We start from the raw sequence: 22,476 nt of genomic DNA on the forward strand, positions 1-22,476 counted from the left end.
ACGCCGACGCACGCGCCGGGCCGCCGCCGGCGGGCGGGGCGTCAGCACTGGAAAGGCGGCTCGTGGCGTCGGTCATCGGGCCCGGAAGAAGTGTTCGGACGCATCATGCACAACCCGACTGACCGTCCCGTTAACGCTCGGACGCCGATCACCCGTTGCGCCGCCCGAAATGCTCGGCTAAGCACGCCGCCTGCCGGAGACGTGGCCGAGTGGCTGAAGGCAACGGTTTGCTAAATCGTCGTACCGGGTAACCGGTACCGAGGGTTCGAATCCCTCCGTCTCCGCCAGATCTTTCCTTCCATTCGAAGCGACCGGATCAGGCCCCCGCCTCGCGGGCGAGCCATGTCCGGACTGTCGGCCTTGGACGCCTGGCGGCGAACCAAAGTCGGGTCACGCCGTTTCTGCGACGTACCCCGCGGAGCCGCGCCATGACGACCCAGTCCCCTTCGCCCTTCGGAGATCCCCGCCTGCGCCCGTGGATGATCGGCGGCGGCGTCGCCGTGCTGGTCGTCGCCGGCCTCGGCTTCGCCCTGGCCCGGAGCGAGGGCGGGGGGCTGGCCGTCCTGCCGGGGCAGATGCAGGTCGAGGTCGTCGCGCCGGTCGAGCCGGACATCCAGCCGGGCTCGACCCTTGAGGTCGGAGAACTGGTCGACGGCTATACCCATGTCGCGGCCCCGCCGATGCCGGCCGCCGACGCCTACGACCCGGAGTACCAGACCGCGTGGGTCGAGCCCCTGCCGCCCCTGCCGCAGCCCGCGGTGCGGGTCAGCCTTCCGGCCGAGGCCGTCGTCCGGCCGACCCAGCCCCAGTCGGGATCGGATGACGGGCGGCGGTACGGCTTCGACGCCCCGGCTCCGGACTATGCGGCGGAGCGTCGCGCGCGGCAGGCGCGGCTGGATCGATTCCAGGCCGAGCTGGCCGCTCGCGGGACGCCTGGCGCGCCGACGACCTCCGCGACGCTGGATCGGGAAAGCGCCTTCTACTGACGGCTCCCGGGGATGATGGCGGGAACTTGACCCGGCGTGATCTTGGCAGCCGCCTTCACGCGGTCTAGGTCGGTGGTTCAACCCGTCCCTTAGGGAGAGACGTCATGGCCGATCTGGCTCAAGTCACCGAACACATCCGCGGCGCCGTTGGCGACAACTCCGGTCTGGGCAAGACCGTGAAGCTCGACCTGGGCGACGCCGGCAAGATCTTCATCGACGGCGCCTCGTCGCCGAACACGGTGACCAACGAGGACAAGCCGGCCGACGCGACCGTCTCGATCTCGTGGGACGACTTCATCTCGCTGTCGGAAGGCAAGCTGGACCCGATGATGGCCTTCATGCAGGGCAAGCTGAAGATCGCCGGCGACATGATGATCGCCCAGAAGCTGGCTCCGCTGCTGAAGCGCTGATCTTGAAGACGACACACTGATTTTTGCGGCGCGGCTCCGGAAGAGGGCCGCGCCGTTTTCGTATCGAGGAGGACGACCATGGATTTCCGTCACAGCGACAAGGCCCTGCACTGGCAGGAGCGCGTGCAGCGCTTCATGGACGAGAAGGTGCTGCCCCGCTCGGCGGAGTACTGGGCCGAGGTGAAGGCGGACCACACGGTCCAGCCCAGGGCCATGGAAGAGATGAAGGCCCAGGCGAAGGAAGCCGGGCTGTGGAACATGTTCCTGCCGGGTGACCACGGCGCGGGTCTGAGCAATCTCGAGTACGCCCCTCTGGCCGAGATCATGGGCCGCCACCTGTGGACGGCCGAGGTGTTCAACTGCAACGCCCCGGACACCGGCAACATGGAAGTCCTGCACATGTACGGCAACGCCGAGCAGCAGGCGCAGTGGCTGAAGCCGCTGATGAACGGCGACATCCGCTCGGCCTTCCTGATGACCGAACCGGCGGTGGCCTCGTCGGACGCCACCAATATCGAGACCCGCATCGAGCGCGACGGCGATCACTACGTCATCAACGGCCGCAAATGGTGGTCGACCAACATGGCGCACCCCAACGTCGCCATCACCATCGTGATGGGCAAGACCGACACCGGCGCGGCCACCCATCAGCAGCAGTCCCAGATCCTGGTGCCGACCAACACCCCGGGCTTCCGCGTCGAGCGGATGCTGTCGGTGTTCGGCTATGACGAGCGTCCGATCGGCCATGCCGAGGTGGTGCTGGATAACGTCCGCGTGCCGGTCGAGAACCTGATCGCCGGCGAGGGCCGCGGCTTCGAGATCGCCCAAGGCCGCCTCGGGCCGGGCCGCATCCACCACTGCATGCGCACCATCGGCGCCGCCGAGCGTGCTCTGGACCTGATGGTCGAGCGCCTGCTGAGCCGCACGGCCTTCAAGAAGAAGATCGCCGAGCACTCGGTGTGGGAGCAGCGCGTCGCCGAGGCCCGGATCAACATCGAGATGTGCCGCCTGTCGGTGCTGAAGGCCGCGTGGATGATCGATCAGGCGGGCGCCAAGAACGCCAAGTCCGAGATCGCCCAGATCAAGGTCGCCGCGCCGCGCATGGCCCTGAAGATCATCGACGACGCCATCCAGGCCTTCGGCGGCGCGGGCGTGTCGGGCGACTTCCCGCTGGCCGAACTGTACGCAGGCGTTCGCACCCTGCGTCTGGCCGACGGTCCGGACGAGGTCCACAACCGCACCATCGCCAAGCTGGAATACGCCAAGCACGGCGGCCGGTGATCCGGTCGCCCTTCCGCCGGGGACCCCACGGGTCCATATGGCGGGCATGGCGATGAGAGGCGAACGCGGGGCCGGGCGACGGCAGGGATCGGAAGCGAAGGCGGCGCAAGCCGGACTGACGACCCCGGGCGACGGACCGCCCACGCTGAAGGCGCTGGCCGACCTGATGCGACTGGTCGGCCGGTCCAATGCGCCGCAGCTGAAGCTGAGGCTGTTCCTCGCCGTCGCCATGACGCTGGCGGGCAAGGCGCTGGGCGTGCTGGCGCCGCTGGTGCTGGGCGCCGCGGTCAATCATCTGGCGGCGGGGCAGGGGGCGGAGGTCGCCGTCGGCCTCGGCTTCGCGGCCTTCGCCCTCGGCTGGGCGGCGGTGCGCCTGCTGTCGGCCATCGCGCCCAACGCCTCGGACGTGGTGTTCGCTCCGGTCCGCTCGGCGGCCCAGCGGACGGCGGCGACCGAGACCTTCGCCCACGCGCTCAGCCTGTCGCTGGACTTCCACCAGACCAAGCGCTCCGGCGCCCTGTCGCGGACGATGGATCGCGGCTCGCGCGCGGTGGACTTCCTGCTGCGGATCCTCGCCTTCAACCTGGTTCCGACCGGCGTGGAACTGGTGCTGGCGGCGGGCGTGCTGGCGGGCAAGTACGACTGGCGCTTCGGCGCGGTCGCCGTCGTGGTGGTGGTGATCTACGCCATCTCGACCTTCGCCCTGTCCAACTGGCGGATCGAGCACCGGCGCGAGATGAACGCCGCGGACACCCAGGCGGCCGGGGTCTCGGTAGACGCCCTGCTGAACTATGAGACGGTCAAGTCGTTCGGCGCGGAAGCGCGGGCGGCCCGCAGCTATGACGCGGCCCTCGGCGACTACACCCGGGCGGCGCTCAAGGCGAACAGCTCGCTGGCCCTGCTGAACATCATCCAGGCCGTGATCATGAACGTCGGCCTGGGCGTCATGGCGGTGATGGCGGGCTTCGAGGCGGCGGCGGGACGGATGGGGCCGGGGGATGTCACCGCTGCGGTGCTGATCCTGATCTCCCTCTACGCCCCGCTGAACATCCTCGGCTTCGCCTACCGCGAAATCCGGCAGTCCTTCATCGACATGGAGGAGATGCTGAAGGTCACCCGGCAGACGCCGCAGGTCGCCGACGCCCCGGATGCGCGTCCGCTGGCGCGGCTGGAGGGGGTGAACGGCGCGGCCCTGACGTTCGAGCATGTCGGCTTCCGCCACGACGCCCGCGCCAACGGGCTGGAGAACGTCAGCTTCCATGCCGCGCCGGGGACGACGACCGCGCTGGTCGGGCCGTCCGGCTCGGGCAAGTCGACCATCGTCAAACTGGCCCTGCGCCTGCTCGATCCACAGGAGGGGCAGGTGCTGGTCGACGGCGTCGATGTACGGGCGGTCACGCAGGAAAGCCTGCGGGCGGCGGTGGCGCTGGTCCCGCAGGACGTGGCCCTGTTCAATGACAGCCTGCGCGCCAACATCGGCTTCGCACGACCTGATGCGGACGAGGCGGCGATCTGGGCGGCGGCCGAGGCGGCTGAACTGGCCGACTTCATCGGACAACTGCCGCAGGGGCTGGATACGGTCGTCGGCGAGCGCGGGCTGAAGCTTTCGGGCGGCGAACGCCAGCGGGTCGGTATCGCCCGGGCCCTGTTGGCGGACCCCTGCATCCTGATCCTCGACGAGGCGACCAGCGCGCTGGACAGCCGCACCGAAGCCGCGATCCAGAAGACCCTGCGCAAGGCGCGGGCGGGGCGCACGACGCTGGTCGTCGCCCACCGCCTGTCGACCATCGCCGACGCCGACCAGATCCTGGTGCTCAAGGCCGGACGGATCGTGGAGCGGGGCGCGCACCATGAACTGGTCGCGCGGCAAGGCGGCGAGTACGCGGCGCTGTGGCGCAAGCAGACCCGGGGCGCGCGGGTGAAGGCCGGGCTTGAGGCCTGAGGTCAGTCCGGCTGGGTCAGCTTGAGGCTGACCATCTGGTCCAGGCTCTCGCGCACCGCCCGACGTCCCTCGGCGTCCTCGGGCATGGCCAGCAGGAGCTGCAACGACCGGGCGTAGACCGGCAGTACGCGCCAGTCGAACGGGCGGTCCGGCGTGGCGGCGTCGATCAGGTCGCACAGGCCGATCGAGACCGCGCACAGGTCTTCCATGCCGAACGGCCCGCCGGCGTCGATCACGCCGTTGGCGGCGCGATAGGCCTTGCCGAGGACCTTCATCGTGTCTTCCGGCTGTTCCGGCGCGGTGATGGAGGCCAACTCGGCGATGCGGTCCGCGATCTCGGCGGCGCTGCGGGGCTGAAGCGCGTCCAGATTGGCCCGGGCCTGGGTGAGCGCCGTGCCCACGCTGACGCCGCCGGCTTCGTCGATGATCCTGGACAGGCGCGACTTGCGCCGGTTGTGGGTGATGACCGTCACGCGGGGCCTCCGGCCTCGGCGCGTTCGGCGTCATGCTTCATGCGGCGCAGCACATCGGCGCGTCGTTCCTCGGCCGGGGGGCGTCCATCCCGGAAGCGGCGGTCGGGCCCGAAATAGTCGCCGACCTCGAGGAAGGGCCGGGTGTCGCGGGCCACGAAGATGATGCGCTCCAGCAGGGTGGCCGCGCTGAACGGCTTGGTGATGACGAAGTTGGCCCCGCAGTCGCGGGCTTCGGTGACGCGCGAGCGGCGGATGTGGCTGGCGGTCATGATGACCGGCGCGAAAGCGTTGGGGTCGAGGCCCGACCGGCGCAGCCAGCGGACCAGCTCATAGCCGTCCATGTCGGGCATCTCGGTATCGACGACCAGCAGGTCGACGGGGTGATCCTTCAGGATCTCCATCGCCTCGGCCGCGCTGTGGCAGGCGTAGCGGGTCTTGATGCCGAAGCCGAGCAGGGCGCCGGCGGTGATGTCGAGCCCGAAGGGCGAGTCATCGACCACCATGGTGACGGCGCCGGTCAGATTGATCACCGCGCTTTCGCGCAGGCCGTCCAGCCCCAGACTCATGGCCCACTCCACACGCTACGGTCCGACTCGAGGCAGCCGCGCGCGGAATGCTTGTCAGTCGCAGGTGTTCAGAAGGTTAACAGTGTCAACCTAGCCGAGACGGCCGATGGCGTAGAAGCGATCCGCGCGGGCCTTGCGCAGTTGCTCGGGCGACAGGCCGGCCATGCCGTCCAGTTCCTCGATGAGGACGTCGCCGACGGCGGTGATCGCGGCCGAACGGTCGGTGTGGGCGCCGCCAAGGGGCTCGCCGATGATCCGGTCGACGATCTTCAGTTCCATCAGGTCGGGGCCGGTGATCTTCATCGCCATGGCGGCGTCCTTGGCCCGGCTGCCGTCACGCCACAGGATGCCCGCGGCGCCTTCCGGCGAGATGACCGAATAGATCGAGTGCTCAAGCATCAGCACGCGGCTGGCGGCGGCGATGGCGATGGCGCCGCCCGAACCGCCTTCACCGGTGATGGTGGCGATGGAGGGGACGCCCAGGGTAAGGCCGCGCTCGGTCGAGCGGGCGATGGCCTCGGCCTGGCCGCGCTCCTCGGCGCCGAGGCCCGGATAGGCGCCGGCGGTGTCGACGAACGACAGGACCGGCAGGCCGTACTGCTCGGCCATGTCCATCAGGCGCACCGCCTTGCGGTAGCCCTCGGGGCGGGCCATGCCGAAATTGTGGGTCAGGCGGGTCTGGGTGTCGTGGCCCTTCTCGTGGCCCATGACCACGACCGGACGGCCGCGCAGGCGGGCCAGACCGCCCAGGATCGCCTGGTCGTCGCCGAACTGGCGGTCGCCCTTCAGCTCGACGAAGTCGGTGAACAGCTCCTCGATGTAGTCGACGAAGTGCGGGCGCTGCGGGTGACGCGCGACCTGGGTCTTCATCCACGGATCGAGGCCGCCGTAGATCTTCTTGCGCAGCTGGTCGCCCTTCTTCTTCAGGCCGTCGATCTCGGAATCGAACGAGCCCGCGGTCGAGGCGAGCAGCGACAGCTCCTCGATCTTCGCCTCGAGATCGGCGATCGGCTTTTCGAATTCGAGGTAGTGCGTGGCCATCAAGGCGTCCGGGACTGGCGCGCCGGTTGGCGCTACGGAAGGCGGCGGAACCTAGTCAGGTCAACGCCGGGGAGCAAGCGGGGTTCAGAAGGCTTTGGGCAAACCCGCCTGTTTGAGGATGTTGTTTGCGGTGTGACGGCTCTTCGAACGTGGAACGATGAGGGCGTGGGGATTGTCCGGATGCCGCCATTTCTCATGACTGCCCTTGGCGTTTTCGACGCGTCGCCAGCCGCCGGCGTATAGCAGGGCGGCGAGCTCGGGATAGAAGTCCTTGGGCATGACGTAGGCGGACCTCCATGGTTACGCGCACATCAGAACACCAATGATCGTTTCAGGCAGGGCGGTTTGGGTCGCTTCAGCCTTCAGGCCGCGATGACGTCGAAGCCGCCCGAGGCCTCGAACCGGATCGGGACCGGGCCGGTGATCCCAAGGTTCTCGGCCAGCAGTTCCGGTGCGAAATGGCGGGCGAGGGACTCGAACTCGGCGAGGGTCGCGGTTTCCAGAACCAGCCCCGGAATGTTGGATTCGCTGCACCAGACGCTGGCCTCAGCGTCCCAGATCGCCTTGACGTAGAAGGACTGGGTCATAGGCGAACTATGCGCTCCTAGTCGTCCCGCGCCAAGGGATGCTTCTCCTGCACCATCTTCGCCAGACGGTCCGTGGCGACGTGGGTGTAGATCTGGGTGGTGGCGATGTCGGCGTGGCCCAGCAGGGTCTGGACGACACGCAGGTCGGCCCCGCCCTCCAGCAGGTGGGTGGCGAAGGCGTGGCGCAGGACGTGGGGGCTGACCCGGGCGGGGTCGATCCCGGCGTCGATGGCGGCCTGATCCAGCATCTGGGCGAAGCGGCGCGGCGTCAGGGCGGCCTTGCCGACCGGGGAGGGAAACAGCCAGACGCTGTCCGGAGTCTCCGGCTTGCGGGCGGCGTCGCGGGCTTCGAGCCAGGCCTTCACGGCCTCGCGCGCAGAGGCGTTCAGCGGGGCCAACCGCTCCTTGCCGCCCTTGCCGCGGACGATCAGCCAGGCGGGGTCGCGCCGCACGGCCTCGACCTTGAGGGCCAGCAGCTCCGACACCCGCAGGCCCGAGGCGTAGGCCAGCTCGACCAGCGCCACCATACGGATCCCGGCGGCGCCGTCGCGGGCGGCGGCGGCCTCCAGCAGGGCCTCGATCTCGTCCCGGGTCAGGGTGTTGGGCAGGGGGCGGCCCTGTTTGGGGGCGTCGAGGCGGCGCGACGGATCATCCTGTCGCCAGCCTTCGCCCAGGGCGAAGCGGTAGAACTGGCGCACGGCGGCGCGACGACGCGACTGGGTGGCAGGGGACAGGCCTCGCGCGGCCAGACCGGCGTACCAGCGCTCCACCGCGGTCTCGTCCGCCGTCATCAGGCCGCCGTCCACGCCGCCCTCGGCATCGGCCAGATCGCGGGCGTAGGCAGACAGGGTGTGGGGCGAGGCGTCCCGTTCCACCGCCATCATCTCGAGGAAGGCCTCGATCTGGGGACTGCTCATCACGACACCTTCGCCATGGCATGGCCCCGCGCCAGTGTTCGTGTACAGGTGGGAGCGACCATGACGTGCCTGCGCCGATCCTTTCCGCCGTTCGCCCGCCGCCCGCTGACGCGAGGCGCGCGATGACCGATATCGAGGCGATTCCCCTGCATCAGCGGACCATAGCGCTGGTCGGGCTGATGGGCGTGGGGAAATCGACGGTGGGACGGCGGCTGGCGAAGCGGCTGGGCCTGCCCTTCGCGGACGGGGACGAGGAGATCGAGTCGGCGGCGGGCATGACCGTCTCCGACATCTTCGCCAGCATGGGCGAGGGCGAGTTCCGGGCCGGGGAGGCGCGGGTGATGCGCCGCCTGCTGGAGGGGCCGCGTCTGGTGCTGGCCACCGGCGGCGGGGCGATGCTGAACGCCGAGACCCGCGCCCTGCTGAAGGCCCGTGCGGTGACCGTCTGGATGCGGGCGGACCTTGAGGTCATCGCCCAGCGGGTGCAGCGGCGCGACACCCGCCCCCTGCTGAGGGGCAAGGACCCGCTGGAGACCCTGCGGACGCTGGCCGAGGCCCGCTATCCGGTCTACGGCGAGGCCGATCTGACGGTCGATGTGGCCGGAGGCGCGCATACGCAGGCGGTGGACGCCATCGTCGAGGCGCTGGAGGCCCACTGGGCCATGGAGACGAAGACGTGACGACGACGGTTCCGGTCTCGGGTGGGGACTTCCGCCCCTATGACGTGGTCGTCGGACGCGGCCTGCTGGGCGAGCTCGGCGCGCGGGTCGCGCCCATCGCCAGGGGGCGCACCGTCGTGGTCACGGACGAGACGGTGGCCACCATCCACGGCCCGGCGGCGCTGAAAGCGCTGGAGGACGCGGGCGTCCGCGCGCGGCTGCTGGCGGTTCCGGCGGGCGAGGGCTCCAAGTCGTTCGCTGAGCTGGAGCGGGTGCTGGACCGGATGCTGGCCTTCGGGCTGGACCGCAGCGACGTGGTGGTGGCGCTGGGCGGCGGCGTGGTCGGCGATCTGGCCGGGCTGGCGGCGGCCCTCTACATGCGCGGCATCGACTTCGTGCAGGTCCCCACGACCCTGCTGGCGCAGGTCGACAGCTCGGTCGGCGGCAAGACGGCCATCGACACCCCACGCGGCAAGAACCTGATCGGGGCCTTCCATCAGCCCCGGCTGGTGGTGGCCGACATCGACGTGCTGGCGACCCTGCCGGAGCGGCAGCTGCGGTCGGGCTGGGCCGAGGTGCTGAAGCACGGCCTGATCTGCGATGCGGCCTTCTTCGACTGGCTGGCGGGAGAGGGCGCGGCGGGAGCCAGGGGCGATGCGGCGGCGCTGCAGCGGGCCGTGGTCCGCTCGGTCGAGATCAAGAGCGCCGTGGTCGGCGAGGACGAGAAGGAGGCGGGCAAGCGCGCCCTGTTGAACCTCGGCCACACCTTCGGCCACGCCATCGAGGCCGAGCTGGGCTTCGACGAGGACAAGCTGACCCACGGCGAGGCGGTGGCGCTGGGCTGCGCCATGGCCTTCCGCTACTCGGCGGCGCAGGGGCTCTGCCCGCAGGCCGACGCCGAGCGGGTCGAGGCGGTGACGGCGGCGGCGGGCCTGCCGGTGCGGCTGGCGGAGGCCGGGTCGTTTGACGCCGAGGCGCTGATCGGGCGGATGGCGGGGGACAAGAAGGCCGAGGGCGGTCGCCTGACCCTGATCCTGGCCCGCGCCATCGGCGACAGCTTCGTGGACAAGAACGTGGACCGGGCGGCCCTGACAGCCTTCCTGAAGGCCGAGGGCGCGGCGTGAGCCGGATGGACCTCCGCACCGAGGTGCTGGAGGACCGGTTCGTGCGGCTGGAGCCCTTCACCCCGGCGCTGGAGGCCGAAGTGCGGGCGGCGCTGGACTGTGATCCGGACGCCTGGGACATCATGGTCGGGGCGGCGTACGGCGATCATTTCGACGGCTGGTGGGCCTCGGCGCTGGCGGCCATGGCGGCGGGGAGTCGCATCGCCTTCGCCGTCCGGCGCAAGGCGGACGGGGCCGTGATCGGGACGACCAGTCTGTACGAGATCAAGCCGGACTACCGCCGCTGCGAGATCGGCTCGACCTTCTACCGGCCCGAGGCGCGGGGCGGAGCGGTCAATCCGGCCTGCAAGCGGCTGCTGCTGGGCCACGCCTTCGAGGCCGGGGCGGTGCGGGTCGAGATCATCACCGACGCCATCAACCCCGCCAGCGGCGCCGCCATCCGCAAGCTGGGGGCGCGGGACGAGGGGGTGCTGAGGAAGCACAAGATCACCTGGACCGGCCGCATCCGCGACACCGCCCAGTTCGCCATCCTCGACGAGGACTGGTCGGCGGTGCGGGCCCGGCTGGACGAGCGGCTGGCGGCCTTCGCCTAGTCGACCGCGCGGCAGTCGGTCGGGGGCAGGCCGTCGGCGGTCCAGGTGGCCATGACGCCCTTGCCGCGCAGTTCGTAGCCCGAGGCCCGGTACCAGAGACCGTCGGCCGAGCGTTCCTGGAACAGGTCGACGGCGGCGCCGTCCGAGTTGCGGACCGTGGCCATCTGGCGGGGGTTGTCGAAATCGACCGTCAGCCGCTGGCTGTCGTTGCAGAGGTAGACGGTGCGGACGACCCGGTTGAGGGCCCGGTCCTGAAGCTCGGCGCCCGTGCGGCGGCGGGCGGTCTGCGCTTCCTCGGCCCGTTCACGCACCGAATCGCCGTCGGTCGGGGCCTCGGCCGGCTTCTGGCCGCAGGCGCCCAGCATCAGGACGATGAGGGCCGGGGCGATCAGCGTCTTCATGCAGCACAAGCCTTGCCGTTACGGGGACCGGGCATCAACGCGCCGTTCCCGACCCCGTTCCTTTGCGCCGTGCGCGGAAGAAGGATCGCAGCAGGTCGCCGCCCTCGGCGGCCAGAAGACCGCCCTCGGCGGCCGGACGCCAGTGGCAGGTCGGCTGGTCGAAGAAGCGGGGGCCGTGGGCGACGGCGCCGCCCTTGGGATCGTCCGCGCCCCAGACCACCCGGCCGATCCGGGCGTGGCTGATGGCCCCCGCGCACATGGCACAGGGTTCAAGCGTTACATAAAGAGTGAGTCCGGTGAGCCTGTAGTTGCCCAGCTTTTGGGCGGCCGCGCGCATGGCCACGATCTCGGCGTGGGCGGTCGGGTCATGGGCGCCGATGGGGCCGTTGCGACCTTCGGCGACCACCTGGCCGGTGGATTCGTCGACGATCACACAGCCGACCGGAGTCTCTCCGTTGTCCGCCGCCGCTTGCGCGCAGGCCAAGGCCATGCGCATGAACCGCTCATCATGGCCTTCCATCCCCGAGACAACGACAAGAAGCCGCGCCCGCGTCAAGACGGCGACCGCGACGGCCCCCGCAAACCCTTCGCCAAGGGCCCCCGCGCCGACGGTCCGCGCGGCGACAAGCCCGCCGGAAAGTTCGGCGGCAAACCCGGCGGGAAGCCGGGCGCCAAGCCCGCCGCAGCGGACGAAGCCCCCAAGCGCACCGAGCGTATCGCCAAGGCCATGGCCCGGGCGGGCATCGCCTCGCGTCGTGAGGTCGAGCGTCTGATCGGCCTGGGCAAGGTGGCGGTCAACGGCAAGATCCTGGACACGCCGGCGACGCTGGTGACCCGCGACGACGTCATCACCGTGGACGGCAAGCCGATCGGCGCGGCCCAGGCCACGCGCGTCTGGCGCTATCACAAGCCCGCCGGGCTGGTGACCTCGCACGGCGACCCGCAGGGCCGCCCGACGGTGTTCGACGCCCTGCCGAGCGGCCTGCCGCGGGTGATCTCGGTCGGCCGCCTCGACCTGAACACCGAGGGCCTGCTGATCCTGACCAACGACGGCGAACTGAGCCGGGCGCTGGAGCTGCCGTCGACCGAGCTGGTGCGCCAGTACCGGGCCCGCGCCCGCGGCCGCATCACCCAGGCGGAGCTGGACAAGCTGAAGGACGGCGTGACCGTCGACGGCGTCCGCTACGGCCCGATCGAGGCGACGCTGGACAAGGCCAAGGAGAAGGCCGACCCGAACGAGCGCGGCCCCGCCAACCTGTGGATCAGCGTCTCGATCACCGAGGGCAAGAACCGCGAGGTCCGCAAGGTCCTCGAGAGCGTCGGCCTGACCGTGAACCGCCTGATCCGTCTGGCCTACGGCCCGTTCCAGCTGGGCACCCTGCCGGTGGGTTCGGTGGAAGAGGTCGGCCCGCGGGTGATCCGCGAGCTGCTGAGCGCCCATATCCGCCCCGAGAACCTGCCGACCGGCAACACCGTCTCGACCCCCGCGCCGATCCCGGGCCGCCGCACCTCGGCCCCGATCGTCAAGGGCAGTTCGGGCTCGGCCATGTCGGACCCGTCGCGAAAGCCGAGCCGGGTCCGCGCCGCGGAAGCGGCCGCGGAGGAGGGCGCCGACACCGGCCGCCGGGCTCCGAAGAAGGAAGGCTGGGCCAAGGCCAAGCCGAAGTTCGAGCATACCAAGACCTTCAAGCCGAGGGAGCGGACCGCGCCCCGGCCGAAGACCGAAGGGGAAGGCTCCGAGCGTCCGAAGCGCGCCTTCAAGCCGCGCGAGGACCAGTTCATCGACAAGCCGCGCGGCGAGCGCCCCCCTTCGCGGGGCGGCGGTTCGCGCGGACCGGGCAAGCCGGCCTTCGGCGACAAGCCTCGGACGGGGCCGCGCAGCGGCGGCGCCGGTCGTCCCTCGGGCGGCTTCGGCGGCAAGCCGGGTGGATCGCGGCCTTCGGGCGGCGGTCGTGGCGGCCCGCGTGGTCCGCGCCGGGACGACTGATCCATGCGGATCGTCGCCGGAAGCCTGAAGGGCCGGGCCATCTCGACCCCGGACGGCCAGAACACGCGTCCGACCTCGGACCGGGCCCGTCAGGCCATCTTCAACGTGCTGGAGCACGCCGCCTGGGCCGAACCGCTGGACGGCGCGCGGGTCATTGACCTGTACGCGGGCTCGGGCGCGCTCGGTTATGAGTCCATCAGCCGGGGCGCGGCCTTCTGCCTGTTCGTCGAGATCGATGACGATGCGCGCGGGGCGATCCGCGAGAACGCCGACGCCTGGGGCCTGATGGGGCGCACCCGGGTGCACCGGCGCAGCGCCACCGACCTGGGCGTCCGTCCCGGCTCGGCGGGCGAGGCCTTCGACATCGCCTTCCTCGACCCGCCCTACCGCAAGGGGCTGGGCGAACAGACCTTGGCCCGTCTGCTGGAAGGGAACTGGCTGAAGCCCGGCGCCACCGTGGTGTTCGAGCGCGGCTCGGACGAGCCGGAGATCGAGACCCCCGGCTATGAGCGGCTGGACGCCCGCGACTACGGCGCGGCGCGGGTGCTGTTCCTCAGGGCCCTGCCGAGCGAGGGCTGAACTCCGACGTCAGATCGGCCTGCCGCCGGTTCCCACGCCCCCGTTGCCGGCGGGCGGCCCGCTTCGACGGGCGGGCGTCGTCGGAAAAGTGCACTCCGGAAAAAATGGAGTGCACATCGTGCACTTTTTCTCGTGAGGCGGGGGGTGACGAGCCGGGCTCGCCCTCGGGTGCGACCAGGGCCGACGCTTCATCCGGATGTTCGTCCTCCGGCGTTCCGGCCGCGAGCAGGGCGATGATCTCCTTGCGGCTCATGCCCGGAAAGAGGTCGGCGTCGAGCGTGTCGCGTTCGGCCCTGAGTTCGTACCAGAGCCGTCGCCAGCGCAGGGCCTCGGTCGACTTGCCGTGTTCCAGCGCGTGCAGGAAACGCAGGCGCGCCGTCTCGACCTGCTCATCGCCGACGATGTCGCCGTAGATCGCGTAGTCCGGGCCCGTGGGCGCCGGGTCGTCCTGATCCCTGCGCCGCCAGCCGTATTTGCGGGCGCGGCGGCGGAAGGCCGAGAGGCCAAGGTCATGACGGCGGCAGACGGCCTCGGCGTCGAGCCCCGCCAGATAGTCGTCCCGGGCCTGAACCCAGACCTCGGGCGACCGGATGCGATAGGTGTCGGTCATTCCGGCATCATGGAACGTCGATACGTCAAATTTGGTCGTAGGCCGGGGTTCGAGGGTCGAGGGGATGAGCGGAGGGGAGGTGGCGCGGGTGTCAGGACCCGTGTCAGGGTGCGGGTATGACCCGGATTGATCGCCGCGCCTTCATGGCCGCCTCCGCCGCTTCCGCCGCCGTGATCGGCGCGGGCTCCCGTGTTCTGGCGCGCGAGGCCGGGTGGACGTCCCGGGCCTCGCTGCCGTGGGCGGTGCAGGAGATCTATGCGGCGGTGTGGGACGGGAAGATCGTCACCGCGGGCGGCCTGATGATGCGGCGCGGGGCGCCCCTGCACGTCGAGGACCGGGTCGGCGCCTATGATCCGGCGCGGGATGTCTGGGGCGAACTGCCGCGCCTGCCGGAGAAACGGCACCATCCGATGGTGATGACGGCGGGCGGACAGCTGCATGTGGTCGGCGGCTATTCCCAGACCTCGGCGGGCGACTGGGTGAACACCATGACGGCGTGGACGCTGCGGGACGGCGGCTGGGTCTCGGGCGCGGCCCTGCCGTCGCCGCAGGCGGAGGCGGTCGGGGTGGGCCTCGGGGACCGGCTGCACCTGATCACCGGACGCACCCCGGCGGGCGCGGCCAACGCGGGCTGGAACGATCAGGCCGACACGGACCGGCATCTGGTGTGGAGCGACGGCCGCTGGGAGACGGCGCGGCCGTGTCCCATGGCGCGCAACAGCGCGGCGACGGCGGTGCTGGACGGGGCGATCTGGGTGGCCGGCGGCCGCACGGTCAGCGGCGGGGGCACGGGGCGGCTGGACCGCTATGACCCGGCAACGGACCGCTGGGACACCCTGGCGCCGATCCCGCGCTCGTATGCGCAGAACAACCAGGTCGGCGGCGGGCTGGCCATGGCGGAAGCGGGCGGCAGGCTGGTGGCGTTCGGCGGGGAATGGTTCGCCCGCCCCGGCGGCGGGGTGTTCGCTGAGACCTGGATCTATGATCCGGCCCGGGACGCCTGGGCGGCGGGGCCGGACATGAGGACGCCCCGGCACGGGCTGGCGGCGGCCTCGGTCGGCGGCGCGGTCTATGCGATCGCGGGCGGCGCCGTGGTGTCCGGCGGGCAGGCGGTCGGGGTGGTGGAGCGGTTCGGGGTGTGAGCGGATGGCTCAGTCCAGCTCGGCCAGCGCGGCCTCGTGGCGGGCGATGCGGGCGCGGCTGCGACGGGCGTGGCGCTCGTAGAACAGGATGGCGCAGGCCATGAGCGCGCCGCCGCCCAGATAGACCGGGGCGACCTCGGGCGCCGGACGCAGGGCGGCCATGACGGCGAGGAAGGCGACGCCCGCCAGACTGATCGCCTGACCGGCCCGGGCCCATTTCAGGCCGGCGCGGGCCTGCCGCAGGGCGGCCGAAAGGGCTTCCCGCGGCGTGTCGGCGTCAGGCGCGCCCAGCCCCCGCCGGGCCCACAGGGTGGCGATCAGGGCGAACAGGGAGAAGGCGACGGCGGCCGCCCCGATCAGCGGCGAGTCATGGCGGAAGGCGAACCAGCCGCCCGCCGCGGCGGCGAGCACGGCGCCCCAGGCCTCGATGTGGAAATTCAGGGCGCCCAGCCGCGCGCGACGGCGCAGGGCGCGGCTCAGGTCGCGCTCCGGGCCCGGATCGCCGCCTGCGGAGTCGGCGGGCGCGGTCCAGACCTCGGCCAGATCGGTCCAGTCGGCTTCGGGCTTCTGATCGCTCATCGCGAGGCCTCCGGGTTCATCAGGGCGCGCAGTTCGGCGCGGGCGCGGGTCAGGCGGATGGAGACGGTGTTGGCGTTCAGGCCCAGCATCTGGCCGATCTCGGCCGGGCTGAAGCCTTCCAGCGTCAGGCTGGCGGGCTGGCGCAGCGACAGGGGCAGGGCGCGGACGGCGGCGGCCAGCCGCTCGCGCAGGTCGTCGGCCTCGAGCCGGTCGTGCGGGGTCGGCTCGGTCGAGGGCAGGGCCTCGTCCAGCGGCGAGCGGCGCGGGGCGGCGGCCTCGCGCGAGACGTGGGTGACGGCGCGATTGTGGGCGACCCGGGCGAGGAAGGCGCGCACCGGCGCCTCGCCGCGGAAGCGGGGCAGGGCCCGCCAGACGGCCAGCAGGATGTCCTGCTCGAGCTCGCGGCGGACCTCGGGGTTCGCCTCGTAGCTGCCGGCGATGCGGCGCAGCATCGGGCCGTGCTCGGCGACCAGCGCCTCGAACCCCTGATCCCTCTGCGTCTCCCGGCCCAAGCGCCCCGCCTTCATCCGTCCCGCCGCCGAAATGCGTCGTCGGTGTGAAAGACTCCCGAACCGGGCGGGACTTTCACGATCAGAGCGAGTTTTTCAAAGGAGCGCATCGCCATGACCGCCGACAACCTGACCCCCGCCGAACCGCAGGCCCCGTCGAAGGTGGCCAAGGGCCGCCGGTTCCTGTGGATGCTGGCCGGGCTGATAGGCGTCTGCGCCGTGTGCGGCTGGGTCTCGCTGGGCGTGGGCCTGTATCTGGACGTGCCGAAGGGGACGCGGCTGATCCTGGCCGTGGTGGCGGCGGTGGCGACCGAGGCCCTGTTCTGGACCTGCGCGGCGGCGCTGGGGGTGTCGGTGTTCGAGGCCCGCAAGCGCATCTGGCGCAGGATCACCGGTCGCGCCTGACGGCCTCCGCCAAGAGGGGGGCGAGCGTGCGGGCCGCGGCCGTGACCTCGGCCCAGGTGATCTCGAACCCGGCCTCGTCGCCGAACCAGGGATCGGTCACCGCCTGACCCTCGCGGCCCGGAACGTGGTCGAGCAGCAGGCTGAGCGCCGCGGTCGCGTCCGACGGCGCCAGCTTGCGCAGATTGGCCAGGTTCTCGTGGTCGAGGGCGACGATGTGGGTGAAGCGGCGGAAGTCGGCGCGGGTCACCTGACGCGCCCGCAGGCCCGAGATGTCGACCCCGTGCCGCGCCGCCGTCCGCTGCGCCCGCTCATCCGGCGCCTCGCCCGCATGCCAGTTCCCGGTCCCGGCGGAGTCGACGACCAGGTCGAGGCGCAGACGCTGCGCCTCGGCGCGGAGCGCGCCTTCCGCCAGCGGCGAGCGACAGATGTTGCCGAGGCAGACGAAGAGGATGGAGGGCATGGGTCTGGTTGGCGCAACGCCGTCGATCACGCAAGCGCCGGGATCAGCGGGTCGCCCGAACGACCTCGCCGTCTTCCTTCATGAACTCCGCGGGCGCCGCGTCCAGAAGCGTCAGCACGACCTCTGACGGGCGGCACAGGGCGACGCCCTTCGGGGTGGCGACGATCGGCCGGTTCACGAGGACCGGGTGCGCGATCATGGCGTCGAGCAGGGCGTCGTCGCCGACCCCGTCCTCCAGCAGGCCCAGTTCCGCGGCGGGCGTTCCCTTGTCGCGAAGGATGTCGCGCGGTCCGGCGCCCATGACGGCCAGCAGCGACTGGAGGTGGGCGCGGGTCCAGCCGGTCCGGAGGTACTCCACGACCGTCGGCGCATGGCCGGCCGCCTCGATCATCGCCAGGGCGTTGCGGGAGGTGCCGCAGTCGGGGTTGTGATGGATCACCACGGGGAAGCGGTCAGGCATGCTGGGGGCGTTCCTCGGCCAGAAGCCAGTGAAGAAGGGGCAGGGCGACGGCCAGTCCGGCCAGCTGGGCGCCGATGAAGGCCGGGGCCGACGCCGGGGCGATGCCGGAGAAGGTGTCCGTGAGGGTGCGGGCCAGGGTCACCGCCGGGTTGGCGAAGGATGTCGAGGCCGTGAAGGCGTAGGCGGCGGTGATGTAGAGCCCGACAAGGGCGGGCGTCGCGGCGGGCCGCGCGTGGACGGCGCCGAACACCGTCAGCAGCAGACCGGCGGTGGCCACGACCTCGGACAGGAGTTGGGACGGGCCATCGCGCAGATGCGTGGATATCCGGATCGCGGACAGGTCGAACATGAGGTTGGCGAGCAGGGCGCCGAGGCAGGCGCCGGCGATCTGGGCGGGGATGTAGGCGGCGAGGGCCGACGGCGAGAGGCGTCGACGCAGGGCGAAGGCCAGCGAGACGACCGGATTGAAATGCGCGCCGCTGATCGGGGCCAGGACGGTGATCAGGACGACAAGGATGGCTCCGGTCGCGACCGCGTTGAGGAGAAGGGCCACGGCGAGGTTTCCGCCCGCCAGCCGCTCGCCCATGATCCCCGAACCGACGACGGTGGCGACGAGCAGGGCCGAGCCGAGGGCCTCGGCGGCGACCGCGCGGCCGGTCAGGCGCAGCATGCGGCGCGACCGGCGATCTCGGCGACGGGGGCGCAGACCTCCGGACGACCCTGACAGCAATCCTCCATCAGGAAGCCGAGCAGCCCCGCCATCTGGCCGAAGGCGGCGGCGTAGATGATCGACCGTCCGTCGCGACGGCTGGTCACCAGGCCGGCGTGCGCAAGGATGGTGAAGCCGGCGGACAGGGTGTTGGGAGCGATGCCGAGGCGGCGTGAGACCTCGCCCGCGGCGAGACCCTGCGGACCGGCGGTCACCAGTTCGCGAAAGACAGCGAGCCGTCCGGCGTGGGCGAGGGCGGAAAGGGCGTTGACGGCGTCGTTCATTTCCATATTTCAAGAATACAACGAATATAGGATTGAACAAGCCATGACGGACTTCCCCGCGCTGGACGCCGGGTTTCAGGATCATCCCGCGCCGGAGCGGTTCGCGCCCGCCTCGACGCCCGCTCATCCGCCGCGTTTCCTGCTGCTGTACGGCTCGTTGCGCAAGCGGTCGTACAGTCGCCTGCTGGTCGAGGAGGCCGACCGGCTGCTGCGGGCGATGGGCGCCGAGACGCGCATCTTTGATCCGCGCGGCCTGCCGCAGCCGGACGACGCGTCGCCGGACCATCCGAAAGTGGCCGAGCTGCGCGACCTGTCCCTGTGGTCGGAGGGGCATGTGTGGTGCAGCCCGGAACGGCACGGCGCGGTCACCGGCGTGTTCAAGAGCCAGATCGACTGGCTGCCGCTGGAGAGCGGGGGCATCCGCCCCACGCAGGGCCGTACGCTGGCGGTGATGCAGGTCAACGCGGGATCGCAGAGCTTCAACGCGGTGAACGGACTGCGCATCCTCGGGCGCTGGATGCGGATGATCACCATCCCGAACCAGTCCAGCGTGGCCAAGGCCTATCAGGAGTTCGACGACGACGGCCGGATGAAGCCGTCGGCCTATTACGACCGCCTGGTGGATGTGATGGAGGAACTGTTCAAATTCACCCTGCTGACGCGAGGCAACGCGGATTACCTGGTCGATCGCTACAGTGAGCGGAAGGCGGAGGGGCGGCCCCCGGCGGGGGCGGAGCACCTGAACAGCCTGACCTGACGCCGGAATGAAAAGCCCCCGCCGGAAGGTCCGGCGGGGGCTCGACTTTAGCGGCCGGGGCCGGGTCTTACTGCGCCGAACGCACTTCCACCGGGAGGCCGAGGGCTTCCAGTTGCGGGCGGACGACCGAGGCGTCGCCGACGATGACCCAGACGAACTGGTCCGGGTGGATGACCTGACGGGCGGCGGCGTCCATTTCCGCCGCGGTCAGGGCGCGGGTGCGGCTGGCCAGGGTGGTCTGGTAGTTGTCCGGACGGCCGTACAGGGCGTTCGAACGCAGGGCGCCGAGGATCTGGCCCGAGGTCTCGAAGCCGCCGGCCAGCGACCGGGTGTTGCCGTTGATGGTCCGCTCCAGCTCGTTCGGCTGGACGCCGTCGGTCTGCAGGAAGCGGTCATACTGGGCGATCAGGGCGACGAGGGAGTCGCCCGTGCGGTTGGCCTGCACCGGCGCATTGACGATGTAGGGCACGCGGTGCTGCAGGCTGTTGACGCTGCCGCGCACGCCGTAGGACCAGCCCTTGGTCTCGCGCAGGTCCGAGTTGATCCGCGACAGGAAGTCCGAGCCGAGGGTCACGTTGGCGGCGTTCAGGGCCAGCAGGTCGTCCGTGCCCGAGACCGGCAGGACCGCGCCGCCGTAGATCAGCGACTGCGGCGACTGCGGACGGTCGATCAGGACGATGCGGCTGGTCGTGGCCGGGATGGCGGCCGAGAAGTCCTTGGTCCCCCTGGCCACGGACGGGGCGCGCCAGTCGCCGAAGGCGGCTTCCAGCTGCGGCGTGACCTGCGACAGGGGCAGGTCCGACACCACGAAGATGGTGGCGTTGTCCGGACGAACCCAGGCGTCGTGGGTGGCGACCAGATCGGCGCGCGTCAGGCCGGTGATGGTGGCCGCGTCGCCGGTGCCGGTGAACGACCGGCCGTAGGGGCTGCCTTCACCGTAGATCAGCGGCGGCAGGGCGCGGGCGGCGATGGCGCCCGGGTTGGTCCGCTCGCTGGCCAGACCGGCCAGACGCTGGGCGCGGATGCGCTCGATCTGGGCGTCATCGAAGGCCGGGTTGCGGACGACGTCGGCCAGCAGGGTCAGGCCGGGGGTCAGGTTGGCGGTGACGGTCGACAGCTCGGCCGAGGTGCGGTCCATCGAGGCGCCGACGTTGACCGAGGCGCCGAGGCGTTCCTCTTCCTCGGCCAGCTGGTTGGCGTCGCGGGTGGTGGTGCCCTCGTCCAGCAGGTCCAGCATCATGGCCTGGGCGCCGAGCTGGTTGGCGCGGTCGGCGGCGTAGCCGGCGTCGAACTCGACGGCGACGCGGGTCACCGGCACGGTGTCGACCTGGGCGTAGACGACGTTGATGCCGTTCGACAGGCGGGTGCGCTCGACGGCCGGGAAGGTCAGGTCCGGCACCTGGCCGACTTCCGGCATCGGCGGACGGGCGACACGCTGGATCTCGGCGGCCGGGACCGGGGCGGCGCCCGACGGGGCGGCCGAGGCCTCGACATAGGCCTCACGCTCGCCGGGGGCGATGGTCAGGTTGTAGACCGGACGGGTCAGCCAGCGCTGCATGGCGGCGGTGACCTGGGCCGGGGTGACCGAGGCGTACTGGGCCAGTTCCTGGCGGTAGTGGTCGGGGTCGCCGGCGTAGAGCTGGCCTTCGGCCAGGACGTTGGCCTTGCCGTTGACCTGTTCGAGGCTCTGGATGCGGCGCGCGACATACTGGGTGGCGACGCGGTCGACCTCTTCCTGGGTCGGGCCGCGGGCGATGAAGTCGGCGACGATGGCGTCCAGCTGACGGCCCACCTCGGCGGCGTCCTGACCCGGCTTCACATCGACCGAGATGTCGAAGATGCCGACGCGGTGGAAGTCCGACAGGGACGAGGAGACCGACACGGCCACCTGCTCGCCGCGGACCAGCTGGTTGTCGAGGCGCGAGGAGGCGAGGCCGCCCAGCACCTGCGCGGCCACCGACAGCGGCACGGCGTCGTCGCTGAGCAGGCCGGGCACGGCCCAGCTGCGGGTCAGGCGGGTGTTGGCCACGCGGTCATGCATGGTGGCCACGATCGGCTCGGCCAGGGTCGGGACGTCGGCCTGGGCCGGGGTGTTCACCGGACCGCGCGGGATGGCGCCGAAATAGCGGTTCATCAGGGTGCGGGCGGTCGCCTCGTCGATGTCGCCCGACAGGACGACCACGGCGTTGTTCGGGCCGTAGTTGTCACGGAACCAGTTGCGCACGGTCTCGAGGCTGGCGGCGTCCAGATCGGCCATCGAGCCGATGGTCGAGTGGCGGTAGGGGTGGCCTTCCGGGAAGAGGGCTTCCAGCTGGGCGTATTCGAACAGGCCGTAGGGCTCGTTGTCGCCCTGGCGCTTCTCGTTCTGGACGACGCCGCGCTGCAGGTCGAGCACGTCCTGGCCGACTTCGCCGAGCAGATAGCCCATGCGGTCGCTCTCGAGGAACAGGGCGGTCTCGAGCGCCGGGGTCGGGACGGTCTCGAAATAGTTGGTGCGGTCGAACCAGGTGGTGCCGTTCAGGTTCGACGGTCCGAGGTTGCGCATGCGGCCCAGGTAGCTGCCCGGGGCGTTCTCCGAGCCGCCGAACATCAGGTGCTCGAACAGGTGGGCGAAGCCGGTCGAACCGGCGGGCTCATCCTTGGAGCCGACGTTGTACCAGACCGACACGGCCACCACGGGCGCCTTGCGGTCGGTGTGGACGATGACCGTCAGGCCGTTGTCCAGCTGGAAGCGCGACCACGGGATGGAGACCTCCGAGACCAGTTCCGACACCGGCGCGGCGCGCAGCGGCGCGGCCTGCGGGGCGGTGGCGGCCGACGGCGCGGCCGCCGCCCGAGGAGCGTTCTGGGCGATGGCCGGAGCGACGGGGGTCATCACCGCCAGAAGGGCGGCGAGGGAGATCGAGCGAAGACGCATGGGTACGGTCCCTGTTGTGAGGCGGGGGGACCTTAACGAACGGCGGCGCGCGCGCAATCGTGAAGCGGATCCCCCCGGACAGGGGTGGAACGCGGGGG

Annotated in this window: 28 protein-coding genes and 1 tRNA gene; 13 read left to right on the forward strand and 16 right to left on the reverse strand. The window is 71.1% G+C overall.

What is annotated here, in order from left to right; genetic code table 11:
* Nucleotides 1-195 precede the first annotated feature (195 nt).
* The 5 genes from VGE03_RS16160 (at nucleotide 196) to VGE03_RS16180 (ending at nucleotide 4,619) form a co-directional block, all read left to right on the forward strand.
* A tRNA-Ser gene (locus VGE03_RS16160) sits at nucleotides 196-287 on the forward strand.
* A gap of 141 nt (nucleotides 288-428) precedes the next feature.
* A complete protein-coding gene (locus tag VGE03_RS16165; RefSeq protein ID WP_331047501.1) occupies nucleotides 429-986 on the forward strand; it encodes a hypothetical protein in 558 nt (185 codons plus the stop codon).
* Between the two features lie 104 nt (nucleotides 987-1,090).
* Complete coding sequence (locus VGE03_RS16170; protein ID WP_331047502.1) at nucleotides 1,091-1,396, forward strand: SCP2 sterol-binding domain-containing protein; 306 nt, start codon at nucleotides 1,091-1,093, stop codon at nucleotides 1,394-1,396.
* A gap of 78 nt (nucleotides 1,397-1,474) precedes the next feature.
* Nucleotides 1,475-2,677, forward strand: a complete 1,203-nt coding sequence (locus VGE03_RS16175; RefSeq protein WP_331047503.1) for an acyl-CoA dehydrogenase family protein — start codon at nucleotides 1,475-1,477, stop codon at nucleotides 2,675-2,677.
* Nucleotides 2,678-2,729: 52 nt separating this feature from the next.
* Nucleotides 2,730-4,619, forward strand: a complete 1,890-nt coding sequence (locus VGE03_RS16180) for an ABC transporter ATP-binding protein/permease (RefSeq protein WP_331047541.1) — start codon at nucleotides 2,730-2,732, stop codon at nucleotides 4,617-4,619.
* Nucleotides 4,620-4,621: 2 nt separating this feature from the next.
* Here the strand turns inward: VGE03_RS16180 and VGE03_RS16185 are convergent, their stop codons facing one another.
* The 6 genes from VGE03_RS16185 to VGE03_RS16210 all read right to left on the reverse strand — a co-directional run bounded on the left by VGE03_RS16185 (nucleotide 4,622) and on the right by VGE03_RS16210 (nucleotide 8,203).
* Entirely contained in the window at nucleotides 4,622-5,092 is a 471-nt protein-coding gene (locus VGE03_RS16185; RefSeq protein ID WP_331047504.1) for a chemotaxis protein CheE, read from the reverse strand.
* Nucleotides 5,089-5,658: a response regulator gene (locus VGE03_RS16190; protein ID WP_331047505.1), complete on the reverse strand. Its 570-nt coding sequence runs from the start codon at nucleotides 5,656-5,658 to the stop codon at nucleotides 5,089-5,091. Before VGE03_RS16190 ends, VGE03_RS16185 begins: the two co-directional genes overlap by 4 nt.
* 90 nt (nucleotides 5,659-5,748) lie before the next feature.
* The gene (locus VGE03_RS16195; protein WP_331047506.1) at nucleotides 5,749-6,699 is read right to left on the reverse strand and encodes an acetyl-CoA carboxylase carboxyltransferase subunit alpha; all 951 of its coding nucleotides are present in this window, start codon (nucleotides 6,697-6,699) and stop codon (nucleotides 5,749-5,751) included.
* 84 nt (nucleotides 6,700-6,783) lie between these two features.
* Nucleotides 6,784-6,978, reverse strand: a complete 195-nt coding sequence (locus VGE03_RS16200) for a type II toxin-antitoxin system HicA family toxin (RefSeq protein WP_331047507.1) — start codon at nucleotides 6,976-6,978, stop codon at nucleotides 6,784-6,786.
* A gap of 83 nt (nucleotides 6,979-7,061) precedes the next feature.
* Nucleotides 7,062-7,286, reverse strand: a complete 225-nt coding sequence (locus VGE03_RS16205; RefSeq protein WP_331047508.1) for a DUF1902 domain-containing protein — start codon at nucleotides 7,284-7,286, stop codon at nucleotides 7,062-7,064.
* Nucleotides 7,287-7,303: 17 nt separating this feature from the next.
* Nucleotides 7,304-8,203, reverse strand: a complete 900-nt coding sequence (locus VGE03_RS16210) for a tyrosine recombinase (RefSeq protein WP_331047509.1) — start codon at nucleotides 8,201-8,203, stop codon at nucleotides 7,304-7,306.
* Between the two features lie 122 nt (nucleotides 8,204-8,325).
* Here VGE03_RS16210 and VGE03_RS16215 point away from each other — a divergent pair, with 122 nt between their 5' ends.
* Genes VGE03_RS16215 through VGE03_RS16225 form a run of 3 tightly spaced genes read left to right on the forward strand, consistent with a single transcriptional unit; the run spans nucleotide 8,326 to nucleotide 10,579 of the window.
* A complete protein-coding gene (locus tag VGE03_RS16215; protein ID WP_331047510.1) occupies nucleotides 8,326-8,883 on the forward strand; it encodes a shikimate kinase in 558 nt (185 codons plus the stop codon).
* Entirely contained in the window at nucleotides 8,880-9,986 is a 1,107-nt protein-coding gene (gene aroB, locus VGE03_RS16220) for a 3-dehydroquinate synthase (protein ID WP_331047511.1), read from the forward strand. The genes VGE03_RS16215 and aroB overlap by 4 nt, the downstream gene beginning before the upstream one ends.
* A gap of 5 nt (nucleotides 9,987-9,991) precedes the next feature.
* Complete coding sequence (locus VGE03_RS16225; protein WP_331047512.1) at nucleotides 9,992-10,579, forward strand: GNAT family protein; 588 nt, start codon at nucleotides 9,992-9,994, stop codon at nucleotides 10,577-10,579.
* Here VGE03_RS16225 and VGE03_RS16230 read toward each other — a convergent pair.
* Nucleotides 10,576-10,980 (reverse strand): MliC family protein, encoded by a 405-nt coding sequence (locus VGE03_RS16230; RefSeq protein ID WP_331047513.1) that lies wholly within the window; start codon nucleotides 10,978-10,980, stop codon nucleotides 10,576-10,578. The two genes, VGE03_RS16225 and VGE03_RS16230, sit on opposite strands and share 4 nt — an antisense overlap.
* Nucleotides 10,981-11,014: 34 nt before the next feature.
* On the reverse strand, nucleotides 11,015-11,500 hold the full coding sequence (tadA, locus tag VGE03_RS16235) for a tRNA adenosine(34) deaminase TadA (protein ID WP_331047514.1): 486 nt from the start codon (nucleotides 11,498-11,500) through the stop codon (nucleotides 11,015-11,017).
* Between tadA and VGE03_RS16240 the strand changes: the two genes are divergently transcribed.
* Both VGE03_RS16240 and rsmD read left to right on the forward strand, forming a co-directional pair.
* A complete protein-coding gene (locus VGE03_RS16240) occupies nucleotides 11,489-12,967 on the forward strand; it encodes a pseudouridine synthase (protein ID WP_331047515.1) in 1,479 nt (492 codons plus the stop codon). The two genes, tadA and VGE03_RS16240, sit on opposite strands and share 12 nt — an antisense overlap.
* A 3-nt stretch (nucleotides 12,968-12,970) precedes the next feature.
* Nucleotides 12,971-13,546 carry a 16S rRNA (guanine(966)-N(2))-methyltransferase RsmD gene (rsmD, locus tag VGE03_RS16245; RefSeq protein WP_331047516.1) on the forward strand — a complete coding sequence of 192 codons (576 nt, stop codon included), beginning with the start codon at nucleotides 12,971-12,973 and terminating at the stop codon, nucleotides 13,544-13,546.
* Here the strand turns inward: rsmD and VGE03_RS16250 are convergent.
* The gene (locus VGE03_RS16250; protein WP_331047517.1) at nucleotides 13,521-14,156 is read right to left on the reverse strand and encodes a hypothetical protein; all 636 of its coding nucleotides are present in this window, start codon (nucleotides 14,154-14,156) and stop codon (nucleotides 13,521-13,523) included. The two genes, rsmD and VGE03_RS16250, sit on opposite strands and share 26 nt — an antisense overlap.
* A gap of 116 nt (nucleotides 14,157-14,272) precedes the next feature.
* Between VGE03_RS16250 and VGE03_RS16255 the strand changes: the two genes are divergently transcribed.
* Complete coding sequence (locus VGE03_RS16255) at nucleotides 14,273-15,298, forward strand: Kelch repeat-containing protein (protein ID WP_331047518.1); 1,026 nt, start codon at nucleotides 14,273-14,275, stop codon at nucleotides 15,296-15,298.
* A 9-nt stretch (nucleotides 15,299-15,307) separates the two neighbouring features.
* Here the strand turns inward: VGE03_RS16255 and VGE03_RS16260 are convergent, their stop codons facing one another.
* Both VGE03_RS16260 and VGE03_RS16265 read right to left on the reverse strand, forming a co-directional pair.
* A complete protein-coding gene (locus VGE03_RS16260) occupies nucleotides 15,308-15,877 on the reverse strand; it encodes a hypothetical protein (protein WP_331047519.1) in 570 nt (189 codons plus the stop codon).
* A complete protein-coding gene (locus tag VGE03_RS16265; protein ID WP_331047520.1) occupies nucleotides 15,874-16,389 on the reverse strand; it encodes a sigma-70 family RNA polymerase sigma factor in 516 nt (171 codons plus the stop codon). Before VGE03_RS16265 ends, VGE03_RS16260 begins: the two co-directional genes overlap by 4 nt.
* 111 nt (nucleotides 16,390-16,500) lie before the next feature.
* Here VGE03_RS16265 and VGE03_RS16270 point away from each other — a divergent pair, with 111 nt between their 5' ends.
* On the forward strand, nucleotides 16,501-16,791 hold the full coding sequence (locus tag VGE03_RS16270; protein ID WP_331047521.1) for a hypothetical protein: 291 nt from the start codon (nucleotides 16,501-16,503) through the stop codon (nucleotides 16,789-16,791).
* Here the strand turns inward: VGE03_RS16270 and VGE03_RS16275 are convergent.
* From VGE03_RS16275 to VGE03_RS16290, 4 genes are read right to left on the reverse strand one after another with little or no spacing between them, the layout of a single operon-like run.
* Nucleotides 16,775-17,251, reverse strand: a complete 477-nt coding sequence (locus tag VGE03_RS16275) for a low molecular weight protein-tyrosine-phosphatase (RefSeq protein WP_331047522.1) — start codon at nucleotides 17,249-17,251, stop codon at nucleotides 16,775-16,777. The genes VGE03_RS16270 and VGE03_RS16275 overlap by 17 nt on opposite strands.
* 43 nt (nucleotides 17,252-17,294) lie before the next feature.
* Nucleotides 17,295-17,711, reverse strand: a complete 417-nt coding sequence (arsC, locus tag VGE03_RS16280; protein ID WP_331047523.1) for an arsenate reductase (glutaredoxin) — start codon at nucleotides 17,709-17,711, stop codon at nucleotides 17,295-17,297.
* Nucleotides 17,704-18,381 carry an MIP/aquaporin family protein gene (locus VGE03_RS16285; RefSeq protein WP_331047524.1) on the reverse strand — a complete coding sequence of 226 codons (678 nt, stop codon included), beginning with the start codon at nucleotides 18,379-18,381 and terminating at the stop codon, nucleotides 17,704-17,706. The genes arsC and VGE03_RS16285 overlap by 8 nt, the downstream gene beginning before the upstream one ends.
* Nucleotides 18,369-18,710: a helix-turn-helix transcriptional regulator gene (locus tag VGE03_RS16290; protein ID WP_331047525.1), complete on the reverse strand. Its 342-nt coding sequence runs from the start codon at nucleotides 18,708-18,710 to the stop codon at nucleotides 18,369-18,371. The genes VGE03_RS16285 and VGE03_RS16290 overlap by 13 nt, the downstream gene beginning before the upstream one ends.
* Before the next feature lie 37 nt (nucleotides 18,711-18,747).
* Here VGE03_RS16290 and arsH point away from each other — a divergent pair, with 37 nt between their 5' ends.
* Entirely contained in the window at nucleotides 18,748-19,461 is a 714-nt protein-coding gene (arsH, locus tag VGE03_RS16295; RefSeq protein ID WP_331047526.1) for an arsenical resistance protein ArsH, read from the forward strand.
* Between the two features lie 67 nt (nucleotides 19,462-19,528).
* On the opposite strand, the gene VGE03_RS16300 is transcribed toward arsH, so the two are convergent.
* Complete coding sequence (locus VGE03_RS16300) at nucleotides 19,529-22,378, reverse strand: pitrilysin family protein (RefSeq protein ID WP_331047527.1); 2,850 nt, start codon at nucleotides 22,376-22,378, stop codon at nucleotides 19,529-19,531.
* Nucleotides 22,379-22,476 lie beyond the last annotated feature (98 nt).

Source organism: Brevundimonas sp., from assembly GCF_036400995.1.
Lineage (GTDB): Bacteria > Pseudomonadota > Alphaproteobacteria > Caulobacterales > Caulobacteraceae > Brevundimonas.